Source organism: Salinarchaeum laminariae, from assembly GCF_023204835.1.
GTDB classification, from domain to species: domain Archaea; phylum Halobacteriota; class Halobacteria; order Halobacteriales; family Salinarchaeaceae; genus Salinarchaeum; species Salinarchaeum laminariae.
Genome location: NZ_CP096270.1, coordinates 860,524 through 886,697 on the forward strand (window position 1 = coordinate 860,524; position 26,174 = coordinate 886,697).

The following is a 26,174-nucleotide window of genomic DNA, read 5'->3' on the forward strand; positions in this document are numbered from 1 at the left end:
CCACGCTCCGCTGCCGCTCCTCATCCTGCGCTCTGCCGCCGCTCGCTCTCTTCCGCTCCGTTCGTTTCCTACCCCATCGTTCGCTCGAAGGTCTGGATTGCCTCGTCGCTGCCGGCGACGATCACCTCCTCGCCCTCCCGAACCGTCTCCCCCTCGTCGGTGCGAACCTCGCCGTCTCGAACGAGCCCGACGACGGTCCAGTTCGAGTCGTCGGCGCCGTCGGGGCCGTCCTCCACGCCCCGCAGGTCGCCGAGTCGCTCGCCGTGGAAGGGGGCACCGTCGACGCGGACGACCCGGATCTGGCTGGCGAAATCGACCACCCGCTCGCCGTGCACCTCCGCCGCGACGAGCCGGGCGCTGACCCGCTGGATCGAGAGCACGTAGTCGGCGCCCGCACGGAACGCGGCGGCGGCTTTCTCGCTCTCGGTCACACGCGCGAGGATCTCCACGTCCGTAGAGAGCGCGCGGGCCATCGCGATCGTCAACAGCGCCGTCGCGTCGTCGTCGACCGTCACGACGAGCGCGCTCGCGTCCTCGATACCGGCCGACTCCAGCACGTCCGGCTCGGTGACGTCGCCAACCACGTCCGGCTTCCGCTCCGCGGTCTGGTCCACAGTCGTGACGGCGACCTCCTCAGGAAGTACATCGACGGCCGCACGACCGCCCTCGCCGAGCCCAGCGACGATCACCCGGGGGTGAACGCGATCCATCGGTGACCGGACCGCGGACACCTCGCCGACGAGTTCGTCGATTTCGTTTTCCGGTCCGGCGACGACGAGCACGGCGTTGGGCGTGAGCCGGCTCGTCGGCGCGGGCGGCACCTGAAGGTGGCCGTCGAGCCAGCCGGCGACGAGCGTCAGATCGGGGTGGTTGGCCAGCGGCGAGTCGCCGATGCGGACGCCGTGGAGTGGGCTGTCTCGCCGGATCAGGATCTCGCGGATGCCGACGCCGTCCGTCGGCCCTTCGGTCGCGTCGGCCCCAGTGTCGCTCCCACCGCCGGTCCCTCGCCCGAGCGCGACCGGCGTCGTCGCTTTCTCGGCGAGACGCTGGCCGATCAGGGCGTGGGGGGCGACGCTGCGATCGACGCCGACCTCGGCGAGGGCGGCCTTGCGGCGCGTCGACTCGGTAAAGCTCACGACCCGGAGCTCCTCGTTCAGCTCGAGCGCGGTGAGCACGACGCTCGCGGTCCGGTCGCCGGCGTCGGTGATCAGCAGTGCGGCCTCCCCGATCGTCGCGCGTTCCAGGTCGCCCCGCTCTTCTGGATTGCCGTTGATCGCCTGGTAGCCGTCGTCTGAGAGCTGCTTTGCCTCGGCCTCCTCGGACTCCAACAAGACGTAGTCGATCCCGAGCTCTTCGAGTTCGTCGAGCAGCACCTCTGAGTCGCGCTCGTACTCCGCGATCACGACGTGGTCGCGCTTTGGCGTGAGGCGGTCGTCGAGATTCAGCGGCGTCCGCTCGAACAGCGGTATGACGAGCACCCGGAGGGTGATGAACCCCATCAGAACCCCAGTGGCCTGCATCGTGATGATGAGGGCGTTCATCCACGGCGACTTCCAGGGCGAGTCCGAGCCAAACCCCGTCGTCGTCATCGTCTCGACGACGATGTTGAGCGAGTGAAAGAGGTCACGTGGCCGGTCCTCGACGGTCCGCATCCCAACGTAGTAGAGCGTCGTAAACAGGCTCACCAGCAGGACGATCCCGATTCCGAACAGAACGAGCAGCCGCTGTCGTCGCGTGAGATCCCGCGGACGCAGTCCTTTGACGTCGGTGAGCGAGCGCATTGCAACCGTTCGACTGTCCGATGTTCGCCGATCACCCTAAAAGGTAGCTGCCGGCGCGCCTACTCCAGGCGGCCGACATCTGCCAGCACCGCGGTCGCCGTTTCCGGGCCGCCTGCCCCGCGACCCGAGATGTTCAGCCGGCCGGCGTGCCCGGTGTCGAGCTGGACGATGTTCCGCGTACCAGTCACCGCGAGCGGGCCGTTCTCGGGCACGAGCCGCGGACCAACGCGTACCGTGTCTCGGGTCGCCTCGCCGATTAGCCGGACGGTCTGGCCCTCTTCGGTCGCCAGCTCCAGCGCGGAGCCGGGCACGTTCCGGATGCCCTCGACCTCGGCGTCGTCGAGTGAGAACTCCGGCTCGCCGCCCGTCAGCACGTTCGCCAAAATCACACATTTCAGCGCGGCGTCGGTGCCGTCGACGTCGAAGCTTGGATCGGCTTCCGCGACGCCGAGGTCCTGGGCCTCCGCGAGCACGTGCTCGTAGCCTAGCCCTTCCGCGGCCATCCGCGTGAGGACGAAGTTCGCGGTGCCGTTGAGCACGCCGCGAACGGCCTCGACGGTGTCGGCGCCGTAATCCTCGATCGTACAGATCGCCGGGATCGCGCCGCCGACGGTCGCCTCGAAGCGGACCGTACCGGCGCTGTTTGCCTCCAGCGCCCGGAGATCGGCGTACCGTTCGGCGACGGGCCCCTTGTTCGCCAGCACCACGTCACGATCTCGCTGGAGGGCGGTTTCGCAGTGGTCGAAGCCGGGCTCGGCGTCGCCGAGCGTCGTCGGCGTGGCCTCGATTAGTGCGTCGTATTCTGCTGTGAGTGCGTCGTCGGGATCGGCGTCGCCGACGACGCCTTCTGCCTCCTTTCGCTGGAGGACGGTATCGGCGTCGAGTGGCTCCGCCCCGTTTGCTCCGATCGCCGCGCTGCTCGAGTCCGCGACCGCGACGACCTCGTGGCCGTACTCGCCGGCGAGTTCGACGACCGAGCGCCCGACTGCGCCGGCACCGAGCACTGCCAGACGCATCAGGCGTCACCTCGATCGAGCTGCGGCTCGATCACGTGCAGGTCCTTCTCGGTCGCGACCTCGCGGACGTCCGCGAGCACGTCGTCGGTTCGATCCGCGGCGGTCGCGATTCGGAGCCGGGCGCTGGAGACGTCTTCCGTCCCCTCCGGCGCCGAGAGCGCGAGGTCGGTCACCGAGGCCGCCGACTGGGTCTGAATCCGTTCGAGCGTATTCGAGAGGTCGGTGTCGATGACGTGGCCGACGAGCAGGACGGTCAGCTCCTCGCCGTACTCCTCGCGGCCGGCCTGGACGACGTTCATCCCGGCCTCCCTGAGCGCGTCGACGATCGTCTCGAACTGGTCTGGGTGGCACTCGAGGTCGACCTCGACGGGGATCCGACCGCGCGGCGTGAGGTTCCCTCTCTCGTGGAATATCGAGAGGAGGTTCCCGCCGTTGTCGGCGATCGGCTGGAGGGCGTCGAGGAGCTCCCCGGGTTCGTCGGCGAGCTCGAGGCGGACTGTGTAGGCGCCTGTCTGGCCGCCGTCGGGCGTGGCTTCGGGTTCGATCGACTCCTCGGTCATCGCGCCACCTCCGAGCGGCCGCGTCGTGCCATCTCGCCTTCGACTGTGCCGCGCCGGCGCTTAAGAGTTAGCACTTCGCTGGCCCTCGGTACGATCGCTCGATCCGTGGTCTCCGGGATCGGCGAACGTACGCGTCGATTCCGGGCCGTGGGCTTAACCCGCGTCCCCACGTATTCGGCGACGTGTCCGACGGATTCTCGCGGCGCGACGTGCTCGCGACTCTCGGAGCGGGAGCGATGGCAGCCGTCGCCGGCTGCAGCGAGCCCTTCTCCGAGGCGAGCGACGACGGCGGCCTCACGCGGGCTGCCGGGCTCCCACCCACGCAGGCCCAGGGGACCGTCTACACCGAGGTCTACCAGGAGGCGATCGACTCCGTCGCCCTGTTGGAGGTCTACGGCGGTCAGGCCGGCCAGGGCTCGGCGTTCGTCTACCAGGACGATCTCCTCGTGACGAACCACCACGTCGTCGACGGCGCCGACACGATCGACGTGCAGTACGCCGACAACGACTGGACAGGCGCGGACGTCGTGGCCACCGACCCCCACACCGACCTCGGCGTGATCGAGGTCGACGAGCGACCCGACTACGCCACTGCGCTCTCCCTTGCCGACGAGAAACCGATCGTCGGGCAGGAAGTGATGGCGCTGGGCAACCCGTTAGGCTACGACGCCTCGGTCTCTCGGGGCATCGTCAGCGGAACGAACCGGACGCTCTCCGCGCCCACGGGCTTCTCGATCCCCAACGCCGTCCAGACGACGGCCTCTGTGAACCCGGGCAACAGCGGCGGCCCGCTCGTCGACATGGACGCGAACGTCGTCGCTGTGATCAACTCGGGCGGTGCGGAGAACATCGGCTTTGGCATCTCCGCCGCCGTCACGGACTGGGTCGTCCCCGAACTGATCGAGGACGGCGAGATCGCGCACACGTACGTCGGGATCCGCACCTACCCGGTCGACCGCCGCGTCGCGATCGAGAACGATCTCGACGAGGTGCGCGGCGTGATGGTCGCGGAGGTCGTCGACGGCGGGCCCGCCGACGGCGTACTCGAACCAGCAGAAGACGAGGCGTTCGTCGGTGGCCGGTCGATTCCCATCGGCGGCGACGTGATCGTCGGCATCGACGGCACGACTCTCCAGACGCGCCACGAACTCTCGACCTATCTGGCACTGGAGACGGTCCCACACGAGACGGTAGAGATAACCGTGATCCGGGACGGCGAGGAGCAAGCCGTCGAGATGACGTTCGGCGAGCGGCCGGCCGTGTAGGTTCGGCAGTCGAGCCGACCGCAGAACGCCGCTGCAGCCGCGCTTGCAGGCGGTTTTCAGTTGGATGTACAGTCGATCCAGAGACGGGTCCATTCGGCGAGCTCGTGGTGATATATCGTATTTCGCGATACGAAAATCAGCGTTTCTGGGGTGGGCTGGGCGTTTTATCTGAATGGTGATGGATGAGGGGTGGTGCGATACTCGTCCTGACCGCTCGAAATTGGTCGGTACGACTGCTGTACTGACCACCGAGTTTCCAAGAAATTCGGCTTTCCACCGCGCCAGGCTCTGCTTCAGTCCACCGCGGGTGGGACTCCGGAAGGGCCCGACGGGTCGGCGATCGTAACGACGCAAGCACCGCAAGAAGGGAGCAGAGCGACCGACTGAGGGGCGCAGCGAGTTAGGATCGCCGAGCGTGAGGGGGCTTCCGTAGGCGGTTGCGGTCGGACCGCCGTCCGTTTCGTCCATGCTCTTCGGAATCACCCGCTCACGCCACCATCACTATCGATCACATTCATCGTGGGATCCCGATACCGAGCCCAGAAATACGCTTACACAGGAGTGCAACTAACGCGTCGAATCGATAGTCTATGTCCAGATGCGGCGGTCACAAAACATAGGGTGATTCGGCCGTTTTGACGAGCAAATGCGTATCCAACGCCCATGGTTGGTCCCCCTTTTGTTGATCGTTCTTGGAATCGCGCTGCTGTGGACCGGTGGCACCATCGCTGGCCCGGAGGACGAGGTGAACCAGTACACCGCGTACGAGGTGACCCACGATGACGACGAGCTCGTTCTGACGAACTCTGACACTGGGGAGGAAGAGCGGGGGAGCAGTGTTGCGATGAGAAACGTCGACGAGTCGGTTATCTGTTTGCCAGCTTTCACAAGGGAATGCGAACTCGCCTACAGAGAGTACGAGGGAATCATCAATGCCACGAGCAGCTATCCGGGCGAGTTCGGTTTCGCATATCTGGACGGCGAGTTTTATCAGTTCAGTCGGCCCCCCGGATCCGATTTGGAGTTCGAGCGGACGGAGCCATCCGAAGCGTTCGAACGGATAGCGGACGACAATGACCGGTTGACGGAGACGGAGCGGGAGGTACTGGACGAAGGGAAGATCGCCACTACCCGTTCCGTTCGCACGAACCGACTCCTCAAAGACGACGGAGACTACTATACGATACTCCACACGGCAGGCAAGCACTATGGGGACGGCGTCACGACCTGTGGTTCGAGCGGCGGCGGGTTCTGTAATCGAGCGGATAGAGTGCGGTGGACCGACTGGATTTCCGACGTCGGATACGGAGTGCTCGGTGCTATCGGGGTCCTCGTCGGTGTGGGAGCGCTCGTACGTCAGTACCGATCAGAACAGCAGAACGAGTGACCGCCGCCGGTTATTCCGTCTACTTCGGAGTCCGAATCCGAAGAGCGTCATCGCCGAGGGTTTCGGAGCAATCGACGGGCATGCAGCCAGCGTTCGTCACGACCATCGTATCCGGTCCGTCCGCGTTCAGTTCGATCCGTCGTCACTGTCGACGTCACACGCGATCATCGTCGAGATCGTTCGGATCTCGAGCTGGCCGTCGGCGCCGACGGTTGCGTTCGTCGAGGAGACGTTGCAATCGAAGGAGTCGCTGTCGACGGACTCCACTTCGGAGGCGTCGGTCTCCAGCACGGACGCTTCGAGGTCGTAGTTGCCGGGCTCGGCGATCGGGAGGGTCGCCGCAGTATCCGCTTCGAGGGTGAACACGCCGTCGAAGACGGCGCCCTCGGCCCCGGATAGCACCGCACGGACGGTCCAGGTCTCGTCCGTCGGGTTCACGACGCCCAGCGAGTGCTGCTCCTCGCTCGGCTGGTCATCTCCGGTGCCGGATTTGCCCGAGCCGATCGCACCGTCGATCGTGTGCTCGAACGTCTCGGTGGCGGGAATGCGCTCGGTGACGACACCGAAACACGCCATCATCGTCGAGACCGTGCTCGACTCGAGCGTGCCGTCGGGTCGGAACGCGATCGTCGTCTGGCTACCGTTGCAGTCGAACATGTCGAGCGGGATCGTCTCGGTCGTCGCCGTGCCCTCTCCGGGCACCGACGCCTCGATCTCGTAGCGTGCGATCTCGGTCAGGGTGACGGCGATCGACGCCTCGCTCTCGAGTTCGACGGTCCGCTCGAACGCGACGCCGTCGTCGGTTCGGACCGCGAACGACGCTTCGATCGCGTCGTCGGATCGGTTGGCGAGCGCGACGGTGTGGGGGTCCCGGAGCCCATCGCCTTCGAGCGCGCCGGAGCCAACGGTCTCGTGGTCGGTCTCGCCGCTTGCGATCTGGGCCTCGGCCGACTCGGAGCCCGCGCCGGGATCCGTGCTCTCTCCGGTGGCGGGATCGTTCTCCGAATCGTTCGCGGAGTCGTCGCTGCTGTCGGCGCTGGACAGACAGCCTGCGGCCGCCGTCACGCCTGCGATGCCGACTGTCGTCATGAACGTGCGTCGTTCCATACTGTCCCTACGGATGGGGACCCTATCGGGCTATCCCAATGTCAAATCTCTGTTTGACCGACCCGCCCGGTACGACGGGTGGCCGGCCGGTACGACCGCCAGTACCAGATCGCGAACGCCAGCGCGATCGTACAGAGCCCGAGTGCGAGCACGGCGCCCCCCGGCCCGGTCGCAAAGTTCACGACGGTCTCCCAGTACGTCGGGTCGGGCTGGGACGTCTGTTTACCCATGATGCCCACGTCCGAGCCGGTGTCAGTGCTGGCCGTCGCGTGCGTATGAACGAGTGCGCTCGTGAGGCCGACGAGGCCGACACCGCCCAGCGCACGGTGCAGGGCGTCGCTGAGCGACGGTTTCGCCTCCTCGGCACCGGCGTAGAGCACGAGGGCGCTGTTGCCCGGTGCGTAGACGTCCATCTCACGCCCGCGCTCGGAGTACCACACCTCGACGACCTCGAGGATGCCGGCGTCTTCGAGCCGTTCGAGGTGGTAGCTGACGTTCTGGAGCGAGCTGTCGAGTTCGTCGGCGAGTTCGGAGGCGGGCCGTGGGTTCTCGTAGACGAGATCGAGAATCTGGCGAGCGGTCGTCGAGGAGATGGCCGAGAGCACCGTCTCGGCCTCCGGATCGTCGACGCCGACGAGCCGGGGCTCGATCTCGCGATCGTCCCGCGAGGCGGTCGGCTTGAGTGGCAGCAACGAGGCCATACCCACAGTTGGGGACGAACTGCGTTAGTGTCGTTGAACGCTCAAAGGCCCGTTTGAGTCTTCGCCTGCCGGCGATCGTCGGTCCGTTCGGTCCATTCGAGTTTTCCGGCGTCGATCGCCGGCCGCCAGCCACGACCGCTCCGGAACGCCCGTGGCAGCCTCGCCGCGTTACTCCGTGCCGAACCGCTCGACGGCGACTCGCTCGAACGGTTCGGAGTACTGCATCAACAGCGTGCCTAATATGCTCATAGCGAGCACGTAGCCGACCGTGAACGAGTAGATGTCGCCGGCGACCGCCGCCGAGAGCGTCCCGCCTGCGCCCTCCAGCGCTACCGCCGCGATGATCAGCGAGAACTCGCCGCGGGTGACCATCCCCAGCCCGACGCGGGTCGAACGGCGTGGCCCGAGGTCGTACGCTCGGCCGCCGAGGTAGCCCGAGAACAGCTTCGTCGGCGTCGTGACAAGGACTGCGATCCCGACGAGGGCTGCGACGCCCGCAACCAGCACCGGGTCGGTTTCCAGCCCGATCCAGACGAAGAACACGGCCGCGAACACGTCCCGCACCGGCTCGAGGAGCCGCTCCAGACGCTCGACGTGGGAGGTCGAAGAGAACGCCATTCCGACGAAGAAGGCCGCGACCGCCTCGCTGACGCCGATCGCGAGCGCGATCCCGGCGATCAGCACGGTGACGCCCACGACCCGCAGTACGAGAAACTCGTTCGAGGAGCCCTGCAGGAGGCGCTCGAAGGCCTCGCCACCGAACTGGACGACGAGGAGCAGGAGTAGGATGAACCCGAGTGCGAGGCCGACGGACTGTGCCAGCCCGGCGACGCCGGTGCCGCCGGAGACGAGCGCGACGGCAATCGCGAGGTAGACCGCGATCGCGAGATCCTCGTAAACGAGCGTTCCGAGCATCGGCGCCGCCTCGTCGTTCGCGATCCATCCCCGGTCGATCAGGGATTTGGTGATGATAGCCGAGGAGGAGATGTAGACGATCCCTGCCAGCAGGAATGCGGCCAGCGGCGTGCCAAAGAGCAGGTAGCCAAGCACGAGGCCAGCCCCGAAGTTCACCGCGAGATCGATCGTTCCCGCGGTGAAGATCCGACTCCTGCTCTCGACGAGCCGATCCAGGTTGAACTCCAATCCGAGGAAGAAGAGGAGGAAGACGATCCCCAGCTCCGCCCCGATCTCGACGAACTCCCCGCTGTGGATCGCTGGGACGTCGTAGCCACCGACGACCAGTTCTCCCGCGACCGCCGGCGAGATCGCCATTCCGGCGACGATGTACAGCGGGATCACCGACGTGCCGATGCGGGCAGCCAGCAGGCTAGCGAGTGCGATCGCTGCGAACAACGCGCCGATCGCGAGCAGGTCAGCCACTGGCCGATCCCTCTGCGCTGCTCGGCGGTCTGCGGGTCGACGTGACTCCGATTTCGACGAGCCCCCGCTGGTCGCGGCTCGGCTCCCCGTTCCCCGTCATCTACTCCTCCACTTCGTCCCCTGTCAGCATCGTCTCGAAGGCGTCGCAGCTTTCGCGGTCTCCGATGACGACCAGCGTGTCCTCGGCCTCGATCTCGGTCTGGGAGTCCGGCGCCGAAATCACGTCCTCGTCGCGCTGGATCGCGACGACGGTGACCCCAGTTTTCCGGCCGACGTGCGCGCTCTCGAGGGTCTCCCCCACCAGCGGCGAGCTCGCCTCGACGGCGTACCACTCCAGCAGCGTGCCCTCCGTGAGCATCGTCTCGACGTGTTCGGACTGGACCGGCTGGAAGTACGCGCCCTCCAGGATCGTTCCGACCATGCGCGCCAGCCGATCGGAGAGCTCGACGAGCTTCTCGGAGTCCGAATCGTCGTCGGGTTTCAGGTAGAGCTCCCGCTGGCCAGTGTTGTGGGTCACGATCACGAGGCTGGTGCCGTCGCCCAGCTCCACCTCGTGTTTCTTCCCCACGCCGGGGAGGTCGCTCTCGATGACGTCCATGGCGTCCGCTTTCGCCTCCGAGACCATAACCCTGGGCCCTCTGGCCGTGTTGCTGGTGTTCGGGGTTACTGTGGATCGCCTTCGAATGTGCGTTCGACTCGACTACTGAGTATTGCAGATTAGCGCGTGGGAGTTGGCTGAACAGCAGACAGCTTCGGATTCCGGGAGACCGGAGGTCTCCCGACGTCGCGGGCCACGCCCACGACAGCCCCCTCCCGCTCGTCGGCCCCTTCCGGAGTGCCGGAAGAGCGGAGCTCTTCCGTGCCTCGCGAGATCTTCGATCTCGCTCAGCCCCACCCGAAACCGGCCTCGGAGAGCGATGAGCGGCGGGATTCCGGGCGCGCTCAGCAACAGGGAATCGCCCGAATGCGTCCGCTCCGCTGGGCGATCCACCGGAGCGTAGCTCATCTCGAAATCCACGGGGTGGGATTGGAAGGGGCCGACCGCTCGCCGATCGTACCGACGGTGAGCCGAGCACAGCGAGGCGAACCTCGACAGACGAGCGTGGCGAGTCTGTCGGTACAAGGACCGCAACCGAGTGAGCGAAGCGAACGAGGTGAGGACCGCAGCGAGGTAGGTTCGGCGAGCGGGAGGGGGCTTCCAAGTTGTCTGTTGTCCCGTTCACTCCGCCGTTAGCGAATGAGTTCCTTAGTAGTCGAGTATCGTAGCACCGACCCTCCATCTGCTCTCCCGGCCCGACTCGCCGCCGGTCACTCGCCGAGTGGAATCTTCCCGATCGCGTTGTCGTGAAGCGCGTCGGTGAAATCCAGCTCCGAGACGGTCCAGGTCACGGGGTCGATTTTCCGCTCGGCGATCCGTTCGGCGTCGGCGACGTCCCCGTCGCGGGCGAGGGTCACGTGCGGGGTGAACGCCTCGCCTTCGAGCCCGGGCAGCGCGCCAAACTCTGCAACGAGCGTCTCGTGGACCTGTTCGAGCCCGGGGCTCTCGACGGTCAGATAGACGACGGGAGCGGTGCCGCTCGTGGGCTCGGCGAAGTAGTCGATTCCCGTCACTGCGACCTCGAACGCCGGTGCGTCGGCGAGCGCGGTGCGAGCCCGGTTGGCGAGCGTCTTGTAGGGCTCGTCGTCGCCGAGGCGCTTGACGCAGATCGAGTGATCTTCGCGCACGTCCGCGAAGCCGGCAAGCTGGGGGTACAGGTCGCCGGCGATCCGGCGAACGCGTCCGGGAACGGCGGCGTTGAGGCTGTACACACCAGCGGGTGAGCGTGCCGGGCGAATAGTGGTGTCGGTCGAACGGGCCCCTCCGGTTGGACAGCTTCGGCCGAGGGCGACGCCGTCGCGCCGCTCTTAGATCTCGCCGAGGAGGTAGAGGATGATCAGGATCACCAGAATCAGTGTAATGATGCCGGAGCCGACGCCGACGATCGCGTTGACGAACGCGCCGACCACCTCGAGGATCAGGACGACGAGCAACAACACGAGCACGATCTTGAGCAGGGTTTCGACGTCGATGTCCCCCCGTTGTCCGAACATACTCGGCGGTCTTCGGCCACCCAATAAATGTCTTGTGTCGGTGTCTACAGGTCGGTATCCGGATCCTACCCCCCGCCGGGACGAGCCCGATGCGTGCCACAGCGGTTTTGCGTCTCGGAACCGCAGACCGTACTGATGCAGATCGATCCCGGCGACGGTATTGACCTGGGCCACGTGGCAGTGGCGCTCCTCGTCGCACTCTGCCTCGTCGGCTCGATCGCTGGCGGGGCAGCCGTCGCCGGCGCCTCGTCTGGATCGGGCAACGTTGGCGCGAGCACCGCGGCCACCGGGACGACAGCCGCCTCCACCAGTACCGCAACCGGCGCGACCACCACGATGACCCCGACGCCTACGAGTGACGCGACCTCGCTCGCACAGGCCGTCGACACCGATCGAACGCGGATCCGGATCGGCCTCCAGCCTACCAGCGACGGCCGCTGGACCGTCGAGTTCTGGACGCGTCTCGAAGACGACGCCGACGAGGAGGCGTTCGCCGAACTCGAGGCCGACGTCGAGAACGACCCCGCCAACTACACGTCGGGCTTCCGTGACCGGATGTCCGGCTCCGTCGACTCGGCCAGCGCCGCGACCGGCCGCGAGATGGCGATGGAGAACGTCACTGTTTCGACGCGAACAGAGGGCGTCCCGAGCAGCTACGGCGTCCTCGCCTACGAGTTCACGTGGACGAATTTCGCGGCCGTCGACGGCGACCGCCTCCGGGCGGGTGCCGCCATCGATGCCTTCCTACTGGAGACCAACACCCGCCTCACGATCGCGTGGCCGGCGGCGTATCGCGCCACGTCGATCGAGCCGGCCCCCGACGACCGCACCGACACCGCGGCCGTCTGGCGGGGTGACGAGACCGACTTCATCGCCGGTGAGCCCCGGGTCGTCGTGACGAGCGCGCCGCCAGCGGACGACTCGATTCTCCCACTCGTTGGTGTGATCGTCGCCGTGCTCGCACTCCTGTTCGTGCTGGCGTGGCTGGTCCACAGCGGCCGACTCCGGCGACCTGCTGTGCTGGGCGGCGGTGCAGCCGGGTCGCCGTCCGACGGCGCTGGCGAGGGTGCCACGGCGAGCGACGGGACAGCTGCTGGATCGCCAGCGGCCAGCAGGACAGACCGCTCTGCGGGAGCTGGTGCCGACGCCGGCGAGAGCGGGACCAACGACCCCGCCCCCGACTCCACCTCCCCGCCCGACGGCACCGCGGCCGGTTCCCCTTCCGATGGCGCTACGGATGATTCCACTTCCGACGGCGCTCCGGCCGATTCAGCGGGGGACGATACCGCTCCCGGCGACGGTTCAGCAGACGACGCCGCGGGCTCCACGGAGGATGTCGCCACCGGCGGGAGTGCGACGGAGGAACTGCCCGCGGAGCTGCTCTCCAACGAGGAGCAGGTCCTGCGCTTGCTCGAGGCCGAGGGCGGTCGGATGAAACAACAGCAGGTCGTCTCGTCACTGGAGTGGACCGACGCGAAGACGAGCCAGGTCGTCACCTCGATGCGCGAGGACGACCAGATCGAGGTGTTCCGCATCGGTCGGGAGAACGTGCTGGCGCTGCCGGGGGAGATGGATCTATGACGGTGGCGACGCCGTTCGAACGATTTCGCCGGCGAATCGCCCGACGGCGACGGCGAAAAACGGTATTTAATTCGGCTAAACGGTCCTTGATCCGGCGCGAGCGTGTGCCCGCTATATGGGGACGGCGCTCGGAGGTAGGTGTACGATGAGACGAACCGTTGCGGTTTCGCTGCTCGCGGTGGGGCTGTTGCTCGCCCCGATCGCAGCTGCGGCCGCTCCGGGCTTTGCCGGCGCGTCCGAGTTCGCCGGTCCGATGGACGCCTCCGGATCCACCCAGGATGCCGGCAACGCATCTCTCGCTCCCGGCGAACAGATCGCCGGCGCACTCGGTGCGGAAGGCGCTGCGCTCGATACCGAGGTGTCGGAGCGCTCCTTCGGCGTGCAGCTGGCCGCCGCGGAGACTAACGGTTCGACCGCCGGCGTGGTCGCCGAGCGGCTCGACGCGATCGAGACTCGCCTCGACGAGCTCGAGGCGCAGAACGCCACGCTCGCCGAGCAGTACGAAAATGGCTCGCTCTCCCACGGCGCCTACGCGGCACAGGCCGCGATTATCGAGGTCGAGCGCGCCAGCCTCGCCCGGCAGCTCAACGCGAGCCAGACCGCGACCCGGGGTCTTCCCGCGGACGTGCTCGCCGAGAACGGCGTCGATACGACGGCGATCGAGACGCTGCGAAGCCGGGCGAGCGAACTCGGCGGACAGCAGGTCCGGGAGCTGGCGCAGTCGATCGCCGGCCCCGGCGTCGGAAACGGGTTCGGCCCGCCCGGCAAGGCGCCGGGGACCATCCCCGGCTTCGGCGGTGACGGTCCGCCCGGCGGGGAGGGCGGCGGAAACGGCCCTGGCGTCGGTGAGAACAGCGGCGGCGAGAACGGAGTCGGCGACGCTGGGAACGGAACCGATGGCGTTAGCAACGACTCGGCCGGCGATGGAGACGGTTCGGACGGCACCAGCGGTGATTCCGACGCCGACACCGACGATTCGGGGAGTTCGACCGAGGAGTGACCGGTTCGGCCTCGATCGGCGAGCGGTCTGGTACCGGTGAGTGAGCAACACCGGCATCGAGCACACCGGTACCGGCGGTGAGACGACCGTGATTCTACTGGCGCTTTCGACGCCCAACGCCCGCGAACGGGCAGTTCGGGCCGTCTGCGTCTCGAAAGCGTTTAGTAGCCCTCCTCGTCTACGTTCGCACACGATGGCGTGCACCACCACACCCGCTCAGTGTTCCGCGAGCGGCGGTGCCGTTTCCCTTCTCCGGCGACGACCGCGACGGGCCCCCTAGGCCCACCTACTCACCTCACCTCCACGGCAGTCCTTTGTCTGCACTACCCACTTCCTTCGGGCGATCAGTCGCATCTCCCTCCGTTTCTTGCATGATTAATATGGACAAATTTATCCCCCCGAACCCGATTTGGTGACGTACAGAAATGTCACGCGTTGCACTCGCATTCTCCGGCGGACTCGACACCACGGTCTGCGTCCCGCTGCTCGAGGAGGAGTACGGCTACGACGAAGTGATCGGCGTCACCGTCGACGTCGGTCAGCCCGAATCGGAGTTCGAAGAGGCCGAAGAGACCGCCGATGCGCTGGGGCTGGATCTCCACGTCGTCGACGCCAAGGAGGAGTTCGCCGACCTCTGTCTCGACGCCGTCGCCGCGAACGCCACCTACCAGGGCTACCCGCTCGGCACCGCGCTCGCACGCCCGGTCATCGCCGAGGCGATCCTGGAGGTCGCCGAACAGGAGGACTGTGAGGGCATCGCCCACGGCTGTACGGGCAAGGGCAACGACCAGCTCCGCTTCGAGGCCGTCTGGCGCGGCTCCGATCTGGAAGTCATCGCGCCCGTCCGCGAGCTGGGCCTCACCCGCGAGTGGGAGATCGAGTTCGCCGACGAGCGCGACCTCCCCGTCGAGGCGGGCGACGGCGGCATCTGGTCGATCGACCAGAACCTCTGGTCGCGCGCGATCGAGGGTGGCGAACTGGAGCATCCCAACTACGTCCCGCCGGAGGACATCTACCAGTGGACGGAGGAACCCGCGGAGGGTGCGGACGACCCCGAACTCATCGAGATCGAGTTCGAGCAGGGTGTTCCCGTCGCCGTCGACGGCGAGGCCATGGAGCCCGTCGCGCTGATCGAGCATCTCAATCAGTACGCCGGCCAGTACGGCGTCGGCCGCACGGACGTCATGGAGGACCGCATGCTCGGCCTCAAAGTCCGCGAGAACTACGAGCACCCCGCAGCGACCGTGCTGCTCACCGCACACCAGGCGCTCGAGGATCTCGTCCTCACGAAGGAGGAGCGCTCCTTCAAGAAGGGAATCGAGCAGGAGTGGGCGGAGAAGGCCTACGAGGGGCTCGTCTTCGCGCCGCTGGTCGACGCGCTCGACGCCTTCGTCGCGGAGACCCAGGACGTCGTCACCGGCACCGCGACCGTCAAGGTGCAGGGCGGCTCCTGCCGTGCGGTCGCTCGCGACAGCGAGTACGCGGTCTACTCCGAGGAGATGGCGTCGTTCAACACCGAGGACGTCGCAGGCATCGCCCAAGAGGACGCAACGGGCGTCGCGAAGTACCACGGCCTGCAGGAGCGCCTCGCCAACTCCGTGAAGGCCGGTCTCGAGGACAGCTCGCCCGCCATCACGGACGGTGGGGAGTCCGAGAACGCCGAAGACGAGGAGTAATCCGATGAGCGAGGACGACGCCACGCCGGACGACGCCGGGACGGCCGCCGGGGACAGCGCGAGTGATGCCGCCAACGAGGACGAGGGCGTCGTCCGCCGTGACCGCTTCGCCGGCGGGCCAGCCCGCGAGTTCATGTCCTCGCTTGCTGCCGACCGTCGCATCTTCGACGCGGATCTCGCCGTCGATCGCGCCCACGTGCTGATGCTCGCCGAACAGGAGATCGTCGCAGAGGACACCGCTGGGGAGATTCTCGCCGCGCTCGAAGATATCGAAGCTGCGGTCGACGAGCAGGGGTACGACGCCGTCCTCTCCGACGGCGAGGACGTTCACGAGGCCATCGAGACGGCCGTCATCGAGCGCGTCGGTCCCGAGGGTGGCCGGATGCACACCGCCCGCTCGCGCAACGACGAGGTGGCGACGTGCATCCGTTACCGTCTGCGCGAGGACGTGCTGGACGTGCTCGAAGCCGTCGCGGAGACCCGCGAAGCGCTGCTGGAGGCCGCGGAGGCGCACTCGGAGACGCTGCTTCCGGGCTACACACACCTCCAGCCCGCTCAGCCGATCACGGTCGGGTTCTGGCTGGCCAGCTACGAGGCCGCGCTGGCCCGCGACGTCAGCCGCCTGCTCGACGCGTTCACGCGGATCAACGAGTCGCCGCTGGGCGCGGCAGCCTTCGCCGGCACCACCTTCGACGTGGATCGCCGCCAGACCGCCGCACTGCTCGGGTTCGACGGCGTCGTCGAGAACGCGATGGACGCCGTCTCGACGCGGGATTTCCTGCTCGAGACTGCCGGCGCGCTGTCGGCGCTCTCGACGACTCTCTCGGGGATGGCCGAGGACCTCGTCGTCTACAGCAATCGCGGGTTCGTCGATCTCGACGACGACTACGCCTCGACCAGCTCGATCATGCCCCAGAAAAAGAACCCCGACTCGCTGGAGCTGGTCCGTGCCGTGGCGGGCGACGCCGCCGGCGCGCACCAGGCCCTCGCGACGACGCTCTCGGGGCTTCCGCGGTCGTACAACCGCGATCTCCAGCGTGCGGGCCCGCACGTCTGGTCCGTAATCGACGACGTCGCGAGCGCCGTCGACGTCGCTGGCGGCGCGGTCGCAACGGCGGACTGGAACGCCGAGGCGTGCGCCGCGGCCGCTGGCGAGGGGTTCTCGACGGCGACCGGCGTCGCGGACCTGCTGGCCCAGTCCGGCGTCCCCTTCCGCACGGCTCACGAGGTCGTCGCGGTGGCGGCAGAGGACGTTGCGGGGCTGGAAGGCGACGATCCATCCGGTGGCGCAGCCGATCCCGACGCCGCGATCGAGGTCCTCGACGACGCCGCGTTCGCGGTGCTCGGCGAGTCGATCACCGACGCCGTCGACGAGTCCGCGCTCCGGTCCGCACTCGATCCCGTCGAGAGCGTGGCGAGCCGCGACTCCGCTGGCGGCCCCGCACCCGACGCAGTCGAGGAGGCGATCGCCAGCGCGAAGGCCGATCTCGAGGACGACCTCGTCGCGACCGTCGCGACGCGCAAGAGTCTCGAGGGCGCAGCCGAGCGCCTCGACTCCGAGGTGAGCGAGTATGTCTGAGCGGCATGGGGCCGCATCGGCTCACCGGAATCCCACGATCGGCGGACCGCAACCGCGGCGCCCGACCGGGCCGCCGGCGCGATGCCGGCGACGCCGTCCCCGGCGGGGGACGAACGACACATCCAGCTGACACTGGACTCACGAATTCGCGGCTGTTCGACTCCCTTCGCGCGATTAGCTGGCAGTCTGGCTACTGTTTATTTTCTGGTAAGTTCGATGGGTTTAAGGTATCGCGCCCACGACGTGGGGGTACGATGACCGAATGCGTCGAATGCGGGGCAGAGGTGTCCCTGCACGAGAACCTCGAAGTCGGAGAGATCGTCGACTGCACCACCTGCGGCGCCGAACTCGAAGTCGTCGGCGTCGACCCGGCCGAGCTCGAGACGGCCCCCGAGCTCGAAGAAGACTGGGGTGAGTAGGGGTGCAGACGGTCGGTGACCGCGCCGCTCACACGTACAGTTCGGGGTGGCTCGCGTGAACGTCGGGATCCTCTACTCCCGGATTCGCAAGGACGAGAAGCTGCTGCTCGGTGAGCTGCGCGAGCGCGGCCACGACGTCGTCAAGATCGACGTCCGCAAGGAGGTCTTCGACGTCCACGGCGCGCCCGAAGCGATGCAGGAGCTCGACGTCGTCCTCGATCGTTGCCTCTCGACGAGCCGCTCGCTCTACGTGACGCAGTTCTGCGAGGCCTACGGCGTCCCCGTGATCAACGGCGCCCACACCGCCGACGTCTGCGCGGACAAGGTCAAGAACTCCCTCGCACTGCAGGGCGCGGACGTCCCGACCCCCCGAACCAAGGTCGCGTTCACGAAGGACTCCGCGCTCGAAGCGATCGAGCAGTTCGGCTACCCCTGCGTGCTCAAACCCGTGATCGGCTCCTGGGGTCGCCTGATGGCGAAAATCGACTCCCGTTCGGCCGCCGAAGCCATCCTCGAGCACAAGGCGACGCTCGGCCACTACGAGCACAAGGTGTTCTACGTCCAGGAGTTCGTCGACAAACCCGGCCGCGACATTCGCGTGCTGGCCGTCGACGGCGAGCCCATCGGCGCGATGGTGCGTTCCTCCGACCACTGGCTCACCAACGCGGCGAAAGGCGCAGACGTCGAGGAGTTCGAACTCGACGACCGCGCCCGCGAACTCGTCGCGACGGCCAGCGAGGCCGTCGGCGGCGGGCTGCTCGGCGTCGACCTGATGGAGACGATGGACGAGGACGGCAACGTGGAGGACTACACCGTCCACGAGGTCAACCACACTGTCGAGTTCAAGGCGCTCGACGACGCCACCGAGGTCGACGTCCCCGCCCGCGTGATCGACTGGCTCGAAGCGACGGTCGCCGAGGACGTCGAGGCGACTGCCTGAGGCGATTTCAATGAGCGACACATCCGATACCCTGACTGCATCCGTCGTCGGCGGCACCGGCTTCACCGGCGGCGAACTGCTTCGCCTGCTCGATCAACATCCAGAGTTCCAGATCGCGGAGGCCACGAGCCGCTCGACGGCCGGCAAGTCCGTCGGCTACAAACACCCGAACCTGCGCCACCTCGATCTGCGCTTTACCGATCCCGAGGAGCTGGCGTCGGTCGACGTCCTGTTCGCGGCGACGCCCCACGGCGTCTCGATGGAGCGCATCGACGCGTTCCAGGACGCAGCCGACACGGTCGTCGACCTCTCGGCGGATTTCCGCCTGCCGAGCGAGGCGGCCTACGACGAGTGGTACGACGGCCACGTCTCTCCAGAATACCTCGACGACGCCGTCTACGCGCTCCCCGAACTCACGCGCGATGAGCTGCCCGGCGCCGATCTCATCGCCAGCGGTGGCTGCAACGCTACCGCGTCGATTCTCGGGCTAAAGCCACTCGTCGACGAGGGCATCCTCGCCGGCGACGAGCAGATCGTGATCGACGTCAAGGTCGGCTCCTCGGAGGGTGGCGCCGGCGGCGGCGAGGCATCCTCGCACCCCGAGCGCTCGGGCGTCGTGCGCCCCTACGCGCCGACGGGCCACCGCCACGAGGCCGAGATCGAGGCCTACCTCGGGCTCGACGTCTCCTTCACCGTCCACGCGGTGGACATGATCCGCGGCGCCTCCGCGACGTGTCACGTCTTCCCTGGCGAACCCGTCTCCACGGGCGACCTCTGGGGCGCCTACCGCGGTGCCTACGAGGAGGAGCCGTTCGTCCGCATGGCCTCCGGCGGTGGTGGGGTGTACCGCTACCCCGAGCCAAAGACCGTCGCTGGCTCGAATTTCGCGGAGATCGGCTTCGAGGTGGACGCGTCGAACAAACGCCTCGTCGTCTTCTCGGCCATCGACAACATGATGAAGGGCTCGGCGGGCCAGGCGGTCCACGCCGCGAACGTCGCGTTGGGCCTCGAGGAGACCGCCGGGCTGGCGTCCACGGGGCTCCATCCCGTCGGCGCGCCCTGATCGCCGTTTTCATACCGCTGTACACGGAGGTTTCACACAATGACTGTCGTACTCAAGATCGGCGGCGCCCGCGCGGTCGACCCCGCGGGCGCGCTCGCCGACGTCGCGGAACTGGTCGACGATGGCGAGGAGGTGGTCGTCGTTCACGGCGGCTCCACCGCCGTCGACGAGACGCTCGAACAGCTCGGTGAGGAACCTACCTACGTCGAAACGCCCGGCGGCGTCGTCGGGCGGTTCACCGACGAGCGCACCATGGAGGTCTTCGAGATGGTGCTGCCCGGGAAGCTCAACACCGATCTCGTCGCCGGGCTCCAGAACCAGGGCGTCGACGCGGTCGGCCTGTCGGGGGTCGATGGCAAACTCCTCGCCGGGCCGCGCAAGTCCGCCGTCCGCGTGCAGGAGGACGGCAAGAAGAAGATCAAGCGCGGCGACCACTCGGGGACGATCAAGCAGGTCAACGCGGACTTGCTGGAGACGCTACTCGACGGGGGGTACACACCCGTCGCGACCGTTCCGATGGCCGGAAAGGACGACAACGATTGGTTGCCGGTCAACGCGGACGCCGACCGCGCCGCCGCGGCGATTGCCGGCGCACTCGACGCGAAATTGGTCGTTCTGACGGACGTGCCCGGCGTGCTTGCCGATCCCGACGATGAGTCGACGCTCATCGCGACCGCCGAGACGCCTGCCGAGTTCGAGAACATCGAGACGGCAGCGGAGGGGTTCATGACGAAGAAGGTCATGGCCGCAACCGAGGCGATCGAGGGCGGCGCCGAGCGCGTGGTCGTCGCCGACGCGAACGTCGACGAGCCGGTTCTGACCGCAGTCGATGGCGGCGGGACGCACATTCTGGCGAGCGCGCTGACGGACGACGATGCAGCCGCAGACGATTCCAATACCGAAGCAACGGAGGTGTCCGAATAATGGGGAACGCAGGATTCGTCTTCTCGGAGAAACCGATTCGCATCGAGCGCGGCGAGGGGCCCTACCTCTACGACGACAACGGGACCGAGTATCTGGACTTCGGCGCGAGCTACGCCTGTACACCGACGGGCCACTGTCATCCGGACGTGATCGACGCCGTCGTCGAGCAGGCCAAACAGTTGCTCTACGTCCAGGGATCCTACCCCGTCGACGCTCGCGACGCGCTCTACGACCGCCTCGCCGCGATCGCGCCGGGCGATCTGGAGAACGTCTGGCTCTGTAACTCCGGCACCGAGGCCAACGAAGCCGCACTGAAGTTCGCCCGCGCGGCGACCGGCGATTCGAAGATCGTGGCGACGAAGCAGGCGTTCCACGGCCGCACGATGGGCGCGCTCGCGACGACCTGGAAGGGCAAGTACAAGGCGCCCTACGAGCCGCTGATCGACGGCGTCGACCACGTCGACTACGGCGACGCGGACCAGCTGGCCGAGGCGGTCGACGACGACACCGCCGCGATCATCCTCGAACCCGTCCAGGGCGAGGGCGGCGTCCACCCCGCTACGGCCGAGTATCTACAGGCCGCCCGCGACGTCGCAGACGACACCGGCGCGGCGCTGGTGATGGACGAGATCCAGACCGGGCTGGGCCGCACGGGATCCCTCTGGGCCTGCGAGCAGGCCGACGTCGTTCCGGACGCGCTCACGACCGCGAAGGGGATCGCCAGCGGGCTGCCGATGGGCGCGACGCTCGTCGCCGACTGGCTCGCCGAGGAGCACGGCGACCACGGCTCGACGTTCTCGGGTGGCCCCACCGTCAGCGCCGCCGCGGAAGCCACACTCGACGTGATCGTCGAGGAGAACCTCCCGCAGAACGCCGCCGAGGTCGGTGGCTACCTCCGCGAGGAGATCGAGGCCGCGATCGACTCAGGTGCCATCGACGCCCGCGGGGTCCGCGGCCAGGGGCTGATGATCGGCATCGAGGTCAAGCGCGGGTCGAACCGCCTGCTGAAGCAGCTCGCGCTGAACCACGGGATTCTGGCGCTGCCGGCGGGTCGCTCCGTCCTCCGGCTGCTCCCGCCGCTGACGATCGAGGAGTCCCACGCCGACGAGGTCGTCGCGGCGATCGCCGACGTGACGGGAGGAAGCTGAGATGACCGCCAGCACCGTCCACGAGGTCGACGGCGACGCCGCCGAGTCGCTCCTGATCGACCTCGTCGAGACGCCCTCGCCCTCCGGCGAGGAGGCCGCCGCCGCCGAGCGCCTGCTCGACTTCTTCGCGGCCCACGACCGCGAGGCGTTCCGCGACGAGGTCGGCAACGTCCGCGCGCCCGCCGACGATTCGGTGCTCCTGACGAGTCACGTCGACACCGTGCCCGGCGAGATCCCGGTGCGCGTCGAGGACGACGATTCGGACGGCGTGCTCCAGGACCGTGACCGCGAGGACGGCGATTCGCGCGTCCTCTGGGGCCGCGGCAGCGTCGACGCCACCGGCCCGCTCGCGTCGATGGCCGTCGCGGCCATCGAAACCGGCGTCTCCTTCGTCGGCGTGATGCAGGAGGAGACCGACTCCGCCGGCGCCCACTTCCTCGTCGACGATCGCGAGGCGCCCGGCGCCGTCATCAACGGCGAGCCCTCCGGGTGGGACGGCATCACGCTGGGCTACCGCGGGCTGATCGCCGGCACCTACGTCGCGACGAGCGAGTCCGGCCACACCTCGCGTCCCGAGCCCAACGCCATCGAGCACGCGATCTCGTGGTGGTCGGCGGTTCGCGAGGCCGTGAGCGAGGTCGGCGGCGACGAGTTCGATCCCGTCTTCGAACAGGTCACTGCCAAACCCGTCCAGATCGACGGTGGCACCAGCTCCGATGGGCTCTCCGTCGAGGCGACGATGGACGTCCAGCTACGGATTCCCCCCTCGCTCGACGCCGGGTCGCTGCGCGAGCTGGCCGACGGCGAGCTGGAGCTCGGGACCGTCAACTGGGGCACGCCGATCCCGCCAGTGATGGAGAGCCCGCGGACGCCCGTCGGGCGTGCGCTGCGCGGTGCGATCCGCCGTTCGGATGGCGATCCGCGCCTGCTCCGCAAGACCGGCACCAGCGACATGAACGTCTTCGCCCGCGAGTGGGACTGTCCGATGGCGACCTACGGGCCGGGCGACTCCGATCTCGACCACGCGCCGGACGAGCGCCTGCCGCTCGCGGCCTACCACCGCGCGATCGCGGTCCTGACCGACGCCGCGGGGGATCTCGCGGAGGCTGCTGACGCGGCCGGCGCGGAGGCAGATGCGCAATGACTACGTGTCTCGCGTTCGACAGTGTGGATCTCGCGGGCGCACGTGCAACGGCCCTCGCGGGCACCACGACCGATCTACCCGAGGGTGATACCCAATGACCGAAACTAACCCACGCCACTTCCTCGACGTCGACGATCTGAGCGCCGCCGAGCTCGACGAGGTGCTCGGGCTGGCGGCGGAGTACAAGGCCGAACAGCAGGCGGGCGTCCTCCACGACGACCTGGACAACCAGACGCTGGGCATGGTGTTCGAGAAGCCCTCCACCCGGACGCGGGTCTCCTTCGAGACCGGCATGACCCAGCTCGGCGGCCACGCCGTGTTCCTCAGCGACTCCGACCTCCAGCTCGGCCGTGGCGAGCCCCTGAAAGACACCTCGCGAGCGCTCAGCCGCTACGTCGACGTACTGATGGCCCGGCTGTTCGACCACGAGGCGCTCGAGGAGATCGCAGCCTACGCCGACGTCCCCGTCGTCAACGGGCTGACCGACGACGCCCATCCATGCCAGACGCTCGCGGATCTGCTGACGATTCAAGAGCACACGGGCGGCCTGTCCGAGGCCACCGTGGCCTGGGTCGGCGACGGCAACAACGTCGCGCAGTCGTTCGTGATCGGCGCGGCGCTCGCCGGCATCGATCTCACCATTGCGACGCCGGAGGGCTACGAGATCGACGCCGACGTCATCGAACGGGCCGGCGAACTCGGCCCCGCCCCGACCGTCTCCGACGACCCCGCAGCGGCCGTCGACGGCGCCGACGTCGTCTACACCGACGTCTGGGTCAGCATGGGCCAGGAGGACGAGCGCGAGGAGAAGCTCGCCGCCTTCGATGGCTACCAGGTCAACGACGATCTGCTCGCCGACGCAGCCGACGACGTCGCCGTCATGCACTGTCTCCCCGCCCATCGCGGCGAGGAGATCACCGACGACGTGCTCGAATCCGACCACGCGATCGTCTGGGATCAGGCCGAGAACCGGCTCCACGCCCAGAAAGGCCTGCTCGTGTGGTTGTGTGAATACGCCTGATTTCTGGCGCTTCCTCGGTTACCTCCGGTACAGATTCTGCCTTGGAAGCCCCCTCCCGCTCGACGCAGCTACCTCGTTGCGCGCTTCCCTCCTTCGCACAGCTCAGTCGGTCCAGTGCTTACTTCGGTACCTGCGACGAGCGGTCGGCCCCTTCCTGTCCCACCCGATGACGTTTGTTCGGTGTCGCGAAACCCCGGTTGGGCCCTCGGCGCGCGCTGCCGCTGGCTGCGAGCCGCTTGCCGGCGAGCAGCCAGTCGCGCGACACCGTGCGAGGGATGAGTAGCGCAGCGTAGCGAGCAACGGAATCGGTTGGGGAGGACGTGGGCAGTTTGGGTGGGCTTCGAAAGGGGCCGGTCGCTCGACGGTGCGAGGCGAAGCAAGCACTGGAGCGAAGGAGTATAGCGACTGAGCGAAGCGCACAGCGAGCCGCAGCCCTCGAGCGATCGGGGGCTTTCGTGTGTCGCAGCCGTTACCCGGCCGCCGTCACCCAATCAAGAAGATCCGCAACTACTCCCCGAGCAGCTCCTCGGCGACCCACTCGGGATCGAACCGCTCGATGTCGTCGTACCCCTGCCCGGTGCCGAGGAAGAGGATCGGCTTCCCGGTGACGTGGGCGATCGAGATCGCCGCGCCGCCACCCGAATCGGCGTCGGCCTTGGTCAGGATCGTGCCGTCGATCGCCGCGGCGTCGTCGAACTCACGCGCGCGGTTGACGGCGTCCTGGCCGGCGACCGCCTCGTCGACGAAGATGGTCATGTCGGGGTCGACGACGCGCTCGATCTTCGCGAGCTGGTCCATCAGGCCGTCGGAGGTGTGGAGTCGGCCTGCGGTGTCGCCCAGCACGACGTCGACGTCGTTGGCGTCGGCGTACTCCACGGCGTCGTAGATCACGGCCGCGGGGTCACCGCCCTGCTCGTGGGCGATGAGCTTCCGGTCGAGCACGTCGGCGTGCTCGCGAATCTGCTGGTTCGCGCCGGCCCGGAACGTGTCGCCGTTGGCCATGACGCTCGTGAGGCCGCGATCGGCGAGATACTCAGAGAGCTTCGCGATCGAGGTGGTCTTGCCCACGCCGTTGACGCCCGTGAAAATGATCGTGACGGGTTTGTCGGCGGTCTGCAGGCGTTCCTCGAAGTCGAACTGCCCGACGCTGATGACGTCCATGAGGGCGCTCTGGAGTGCCTCTTCGACGACGGCGCCGGTGCTCGTCGTGACGGTTCGCGTCTCGCCGATCAGCTCCTCACGGATGTTGTCCAGCAGCGCGTTCGCGACGTCCATCTCGACGTCGCTGGCGAGCAACGACATCTCGAGATCCTGCAGTGGCCCCTCGAGGTCGTCCTCCTCGATGACGAACTTGCCGCGAGTCAGCGACTTCGCTTTGCGAACGAACCCGGTGTCGGGGTCGTCGTCGGTATCGTCGGCGGGGTCGTCTCCCCCGTCACCGTCGTCGGCCGCGTCGGCAGACTCGCCGCCGTGGGTAGTCTCGGCGTCCGGCGTTGCGTCGGTCTGGGCATCGGCGCCGTTCTCCACGTCAGCGCCGCTCGCTTCCGGGTCCGCAACGGCCTGCTCGGCTGCCTCATCCTCTGCAGGCTGCTCGCCGTCGGCAGCCTGCTCGTTTCCCGCGTCCTGCTCGTCTGCCGCGTCGTCCTCGACGTCCTCCTCTTCGACGTTCTCTTCAGCCGCGGCTTCGGCGTCGTCACGGAAGCTGCCGAGCGTCTCTTTCAGCCCGTCGAACATCGTCTAAAGCTTCACTCGCCGTCGCCTTCGCCCATGCCCTGCATCTGCTGCATCTGCTGTTGCATCTGCTGTTGCTGCAGGGACTGTGCGCGACCCTCCATCTCGTCGAGGGTGTCCTCGAGGTCGTCGACGTCGTTCTCGAACTCCTCGATGCGGTCGTCGATGGTGTCCTGCTTCGAGCGCAGCGTCTCGACTGCGTCCTCCTGGTCTCGCTCGGCAGCGTAGCCGCCGCCGAGGCCGACGATGATCTCGTCGATGTCCTCGATCTCAGCGTGGACGTAGGTGTCGCCGCCGAGGGGGACCTTCACCGTCGACCCGGACTCGAGGGCCTCGATCGCTTCGATGGCCTCGTCGATCTCGTCCTGCTCGTCTTCGAGGTCGTCGACCTCCTGGCCGACGAGCTCGATCTGCTGTTCGATCTCCTCGATCTGCTCGTTGATCTGCTGGAGCTCCTGGTTTCCACTCATGCTGCATGCACCTCGTCGAGCTCGACCTGTCGCCGCTTCAGGTTGTGTCGCGCGCCCATCTCGGAGAAGGCGTGCTCGCGGGCGACGTCCTCGTTCTCTGCGTCGACCTCGGTCTCGAACTCCTGCCAGCCGTCGCGGGCCTGGAACCGACCGCTCACGGTGTACTCACTCATGTACCAGAACTGGACCC

General features: G+C 67.5%; 25 protein-coding genes. 13 read left to right on the forward strand and 12 right to left on the reverse strand.

Translation table 11 applies throughout. The features are described from left to right. Positions 1-68: 68 nt before the first annotated feature. From MXF70_RS04030 to MXF70_RS04040, 3 genes are read right to left on the reverse strand one after another with little or no spacing between them, the layout of a single operon-like run. On the reverse strand, positions 69-1,781 hold the full coding sequence (locus tag MXF70_RS04030) for a potassium channel family protein (protein ID WP_248517669.1): 1,713 nt from the start codon (positions 1,779-1,781) through the stop codon (positions 69-71). Between the two features lie 59 nt (positions 1,782-1,840). After that, a complete protein-coding gene (locus tag MXF70_RS04035) occupies positions 1,841-2,797 on the reverse strand; it encodes a homoserine dehydrogenase (protein ID WP_248517671.1) in 957 nt (318 codons plus the stop codon). Then, the gene (locus MXF70_RS04040; protein WP_248517673.1) at positions 2,797-3,357 is read right to left on the reverse strand and encodes an amino acid-binding protein; all 561 of its coding nucleotides are present in this window, start codon (positions 3,355-3,357) and stop codon (positions 2,797-2,799) included. The genes MXF70_RS04035 and MXF70_RS04040 overlap by 1 nt, the downstream gene beginning before the upstream one ends. A 182-nt stretch (positions 3,358-3,539) precedes the next feature. Between MXF70_RS04040 and MXF70_RS04045 the strand changes: the two genes are divergently transcribed. Both MXF70_RS04045 and MXF70_RS04050 read left to right on the forward strand, forming a co-directional pair. Further along, positions 3,540-4,622, forward strand: coding sequence for a S1C family serine protease (locus tag MXF70_RS04045; protein WP_248517675.1), 1,083 nt, complete (start codon positions 3,540-3,542; stop codon positions 4,620-4,622). 745 nt (positions 4,623-5,367) lie between these two features. Further along, entirely contained in the window at positions 5,368-6,009 is a 642-nt protein-coding gene (locus MXF70_RS04050) for a DUF8127 domain-containing protein (RefSeq protein WP_248517677.1), read from the forward strand. A 126-nt stretch (positions 6,010-6,135) separates the two neighbouring features. Here the strand turns inward: MXF70_RS04050 and MXF70_RS04055 are convergent, their stop codons facing one another. The 6 genes from MXF70_RS04055 to MXF70_RS04080 all read right to left on the reverse strand — a co-directional run bounded on the left by MXF70_RS04055 (position 6,136) and on the right by MXF70_RS04080 (position 11,288). Continuing rightward, a complete protein-coding gene (locus MXF70_RS04055) occupies positions 6,136-7,116 on the reverse strand; it encodes a hypothetical protein (RefSeq protein WP_248517679.1) in 981 nt (326 codons plus the stop codon). Positions 7,117-7,157: 41 nt separating this feature from the next. Next, positions 7,158-7,817 carry an ArsR/SmtB family transcription factor gene (locus MXF70_RS04060; RefSeq protein ID WP_248517681.1) on the reverse strand — a complete coding sequence of 220 codons (660 nt, stop codon included), beginning with the start codon at positions 7,815-7,817 and terminating at the stop codon, positions 7,158-7,160. A gap of 168 nt (positions 7,818-7,985) precedes the next feature. Then, complete coding sequence (locus tag MXF70_RS04065; RefSeq protein WP_248517683.1) at positions 7,986-9,197, reverse strand: cation:proton antiporter; 1,212 nt, start codon at positions 9,195-9,197, stop codon at positions 7,986-7,988. A 100-nt stretch (positions 9,198-9,297) separates the two neighbouring features. Beyond that, complete coding sequence (locus MXF70_RS04070; RefSeq protein WP_248517685.1) at positions 9,298-9,795, reverse strand: cation:proton antiporter regulatory subunit; 498 nt, start codon at positions 9,793-9,795, stop codon at positions 9,298-9,300. A 710-nt stretch (positions 9,796-10,505) separates the two neighbouring features. Next, positions 10,506-11,006: a 2'-5' RNA ligase family protein gene (locus tag MXF70_RS04075; RefSeq protein WP_248517687.1), complete on the reverse strand. Its 501-nt coding sequence runs from the start codon at positions 11,004-11,006 to the stop codon at positions 10,506-10,508. Between the two features lie 96 nt (positions 11,007-11,102). Next, positions 11,103-11,288, reverse strand: a complete 186-nt coding sequence (locus MXF70_RS04080; RefSeq protein ID WP_248517689.1) for a DUF7554 family protein — start codon at positions 11,286-11,288, stop codon at positions 11,103-11,105. Between the two features lie 135 nt (positions 11,289-11,423). Here MXF70_RS04080 and MXF70_RS04085 point away from each other — a divergent pair, with 135 nt between their 5' ends. From MXF70_RS04085 to argF, 11 genes are all read left to right on the forward strand, one after another. After that, the gene (locus tag MXF70_RS04085; protein ID WP_248517691.1) at positions 11,424-12,869 is read left to right on the forward strand and encodes a DUF7345 domain-containing protein; all 1,446 of its coding nucleotides are present in this window, start codon (positions 11,424-11,426) and stop codon (positions 12,867-12,869) included. 145 nt (positions 12,870-13,014) lie between these two features. Continuing rightward, the gene (locus MXF70_RS04090) at positions 13,015-13,869 is read left to right on the forward strand and encodes a hypothetical protein (protein WP_248517693.1); all 855 of its coding nucleotides are present in this window, start codon (positions 13,015-13,017) and stop codon (positions 13,867-13,869) included. Between the two features lie 425 nt (positions 13,870-14,294). After that, positions 14,295-15,545, forward strand: a complete 1,251-nt coding sequence (locus MXF70_RS04095) for an argininosuccinate synthase (protein ID WP_248517695.1) — start codon at positions 14,295-14,297, stop codon at positions 15,543-15,545. 4 nt (positions 15,546-15,549) lie between these two features. Continuing rightward, positions 15,550-17,124: an argininosuccinate lyase gene (argH, locus tag MXF70_RS04100; protein WP_248517697.1), complete on the forward strand. Its 1,575-nt coding sequence runs from the start codon at positions 15,550-15,552 to the stop codon at positions 17,122-17,124. Between the two features lie 254 nt (positions 17,125-17,378). Continuing rightward, entirely contained in the window at positions 17,379-17,543 is a 165-nt protein-coding gene (gene lysW / locus MXF70_RS04105; RefSeq protein WP_248517699.1) for a lysine biosynthesis protein LysW, read from the forward strand. A 55-nt stretch (positions 17,544-17,598) separates the two neighbouring features. Beyond that, on the forward strand, positions 17,599-18,483 hold the full coding sequence (gene lysX, locus MXF70_RS04110) for a lysine biosynthesis protein LysX (protein ID WP_248517700.1): 885 nt from the start codon (positions 17,599-17,601) through the stop codon (positions 18,481-18,483). Positions 18,484-18,493: 10 nt separating this feature from the next. Further along, positions 18,494-19,546 (forward strand): N-acetyl-gamma-glutamyl-phosphate reductase, encoded by a 1,053-nt coding sequence (gene argC / locus MXF70_RS04115; protein ID WP_248517702.1) that lies wholly within the window; start codon positions 18,494-18,496, stop codon positions 19,544-19,546. A gap of 39 nt (positions 19,547-19,585) precedes the next feature. After that, positions 19,586-20,470: an acetylglutamate/acetylaminoadipate kinase gene (locus MXF70_RS04120; protein WP_248517703.1), complete on the forward strand. Its 885-nt coding sequence runs from the start codon at positions 19,586-19,588 to the stop codon at positions 20,468-20,470. Then, a complete protein-coding gene (locus MXF70_RS04125) occupies positions 20,470-21,618 on the forward strand; it encodes an aspartate aminotransferase family protein (RefSeq protein WP_248517705.1) in 1,149 nt (382 codons plus the stop codon). Before MXF70_RS04120 ends, MXF70_RS04125 begins: the two co-directional genes overlap by 1 nt. Before the next feature lies 1 nt (position 21,619). Then, positions 21,620-22,762 (forward strand): [LysW]-lysine hydrolase, encoded by a 1,143-nt coding sequence (locus MXF70_RS04130; RefSeq protein WP_248517707.1) that lies wholly within the window; start codon positions 21,620-21,622, stop codon positions 22,760-22,762. Positions 22,763-22,856: 94 nt separating this feature from the next. Further along, positions 22,857-23,783, forward strand: coding sequence for an ornithine carbamoyltransferase (gene argF / locus MXF70_RS04135; protein WP_248517709.1), 927 nt, complete (start codon positions 22,857-22,859; stop codon positions 23,781-23,783). 507 nt (positions 23,784-24,290) lie between these two features. Here the strand turns inward: argF and ftsY are convergent. The 3 genes from ftsY to rpl18a are packed head-to-tail and all read right to left on the reverse strand — an operon-like array spanning position 24,291 to position 26,157. Beyond that, on the reverse strand, positions 24,291-25,517 hold the full coding sequence (gene ftsY, locus MXF70_RS04140; protein ID WP_248517711.1) for a signal recognition particle-docking protein FtsY: 1,227 nt from the start codon (positions 25,515-25,517) through the stop codon (positions 24,291-24,293). 11 nt (positions 25,518-25,528) lie between these two features. Then, complete coding sequence (gene pfdA / locus MXF70_RS04145; protein ID WP_248517712.1) at positions 25,529-25,984, reverse strand: prefoldin subunit alpha; 456 nt, start codon at positions 25,982-25,984, stop codon at positions 25,529-25,531. Next, positions 25,981-26,157, reverse strand: a complete 177-nt coding sequence (gene rpl18a / locus MXF70_RS04150) for a 50S ribosomal protein L18Ae (protein WP_248517714.1) — start codon at positions 26,155-26,157, stop codon at positions 25,981-25,983. The genes pfdA and rpl18a overlap by 4 nt, the downstream gene beginning before the upstream one ends. Between the last annotated feature and the right edge of the window lie 17 nt (positions 26,158-26,174).

Excerpts from the sequence above, each read along its gene's own strand:
- MXF70_RS04070 (WP_248517685.1), bottom strand. The coding sequence starts at position 9,795 with ATGGACGTCATCGAGAGCGACCTCCCCGGCGTGGGGAAGAAACACGAG.
- lysW (WP_248517699.1), top strand. The coding sequence starts at position 17,379 with ATGACCGAATGCGTCGAATGCGGGGCAGAGGTGTCCCTGCACGAGAAC.
- argF (WP_248517709.1), top strand. The coding sequence starts at position 22,857 with ATGACCGAAACTAACCCACGCCACTTCCTCGACGTCGACGATCTGAGC.
- MXF70_RS04085 (WP_248517691.1), top strand. The coding sequence starts at position 11,424 with ATGCAGATCGATCCCGGCGACGGTATTGACCTGGGCCACGTGGCAGTG.
- argC (WP_248517702.1), top strand. The coding sequence starts at position 18,494 with ATGAGCGACACATCCGATACCCTGACTGCATCCGTCGTCGGCGGCACC.
- MXF70_RS04060 (WP_248517681.1), bottom strand. The coding sequence starts at position 7,817 with ATGGCCTCGTTGCTGCCACTCAAGCCGACCGCCTCGCGGGACGATCGC.
- pfdA (WP_248517712.1), bottom strand. The coding sequence starts at position 25,984 with ATGAGTGGAAACCAGGAGCTCCAGCAGATCAACGAGCAGATCGAGGAG.
- MXF70_RS04130 (WP_248517707.1), top strand. The coding sequence starts at position 21,620 with ATGACCGCCAGCACCGTCCACGAGGTCGACGGCGACGCCGCCGAGTCG.
- MXF70_RS04080 (WP_248517689.1), bottom strand. The coding sequence starts at position 11,288 with ATGTTCGGACAACGGGGGGACATCGACGTCGAAACCCTGCTCAAGATC.
- ftsY (WP_248517711.1), bottom strand. The coding sequence starts at position 25,517 with ATGTTCGACGGGCTGAAAGAGACGCTCGGCAGCTTCCGTGACGACGCC.
- MXF70_RS04125 (WP_248517705.1), top strand. The coding sequence starts at position 20,470 with ATGGGGAACGCAGGATTCGTCTTCTCGGAGAAACCGATTCGCATCGAG.
- MXF70_RS04120 (WP_248517703.1), top strand. The coding sequence starts at position 19,586 with ATGACTGTCGTACTCAAGATCGGCGGCGCCCGCGCGGTCGACCCCGCG.
- MXF70_RS04035 (WP_248517671.1), bottom strand. The coding sequence starts at position 2,797 with ATGCGTCTGGCAGTGCTCGGTGCCGGCGCAGTCGGGCGCTCGGTCGTC.
- MXF70_RS04030 (WP_248517669.1), bottom strand. The coding sequence starts at position 1,781 with ATGCGCTCGCTCACCGACGTCAAAGGACTGCGTCCGCGGGATCTCACG.
- argH (WP_248517697.1), top strand. The coding sequence starts at position 15,550 with ATGAGCGAGGACGACGCCACGCCGGACGACGCCGGGACGGCCGCCGGG.
- MXF70_RS04090 (WP_248517693.1), top strand. The coding sequence starts at position 13,015 with ATGAGACGAACCGTTGCGGTTTCGCTGCTCGCGGTGGGGCTGTTGCTC.
- MXF70_RS04040 (WP_248517673.1), bottom strand. The coding sequence starts at position 3,357 with ATGACCGAGGAGTCGATCGAACCCGAAGCCACGCCCGACGGCGGCCAG.
- MXF70_RS04095 (WP_248517695.1), top strand. The coding sequence starts at position 14,295 with ATGTCACGCGTTGCACTCGCATTCTCCGGCGGACTCGACACCACGGTC.
- rpl18a (WP_248517714.1), bottom strand. The coding sequence starts at position 26,157 with ATGAGTGAGTACACCGTGAGCGGTCGGTTCCAGGCCCGCGACGGCTGG.
- MXF70_RS04055 (WP_248517679.1), bottom strand. The coding sequence starts at position 7,116 with ATGGAACGACGCACGTTCATGACGACAGTCGGCATCGCAGGCGTGACG.